Origin of the sequence: Faecalibacterium sp. DFI.5.82, from assembly GCF_029076575.1 — a bacterium.
GTDB classification, from domain to species: domain Bacteria; phylum Bacillota; class Clostridia; order Oscillospirales; family Ruminococcaceae; genus Faecalibacterium; species Faecalibacterium duncaniae.
Genome location: NZ_JARFIS010000276.1, coordinates 1 through 328 on the forward strand (window position 1 = coordinate 1; position 328 = coordinate 328).

Annotated in this window: 1 pseudogene; it reads left to right on the top strand. The window is 57.6% G+C overall.

Annotation, left to right across the window (positions count from 1 at the left end):
- Nucleotides 1-316 (top strand): annotated as a pseudogene (locus P0G09_RS16585) (alpha/beta hydrolase); the annotation flags it as partial.
- Between the last annotated feature and the right edge of the window lie 12 nt (nucleotides 317-328).

The window sequence follows — 328 nt, forward strand, 5'->3', positions numbered from 1 at the left end:
TCCCACCATGCTGGAGGAGACCGAAAAAATCGAGGCCTACCTCAAGACCCACTGCGGCGGTCACATCCGGGCGGCCTACGGCTGCTCTCTGGGCGGTTCCTTCGAGGGGCTGCTGGCGGCGCGGCAGAACATCCACATGGACTACGGCATTCTGGGCAGCTCCGATCTGGATCAGGCATCGCCGCTGACGGCAAGCTTGCAGACGGTTTTTCTGCTGCCATTGATCTACCCTGTGGTGCGGGACGGAAAGTTTAAGGCAAAATTTCTCCAAAAGCGTCTGGATAAGCGTGCCAGAGAGTCGAGGGATTATGTCTGAGCCTTTCTGTAA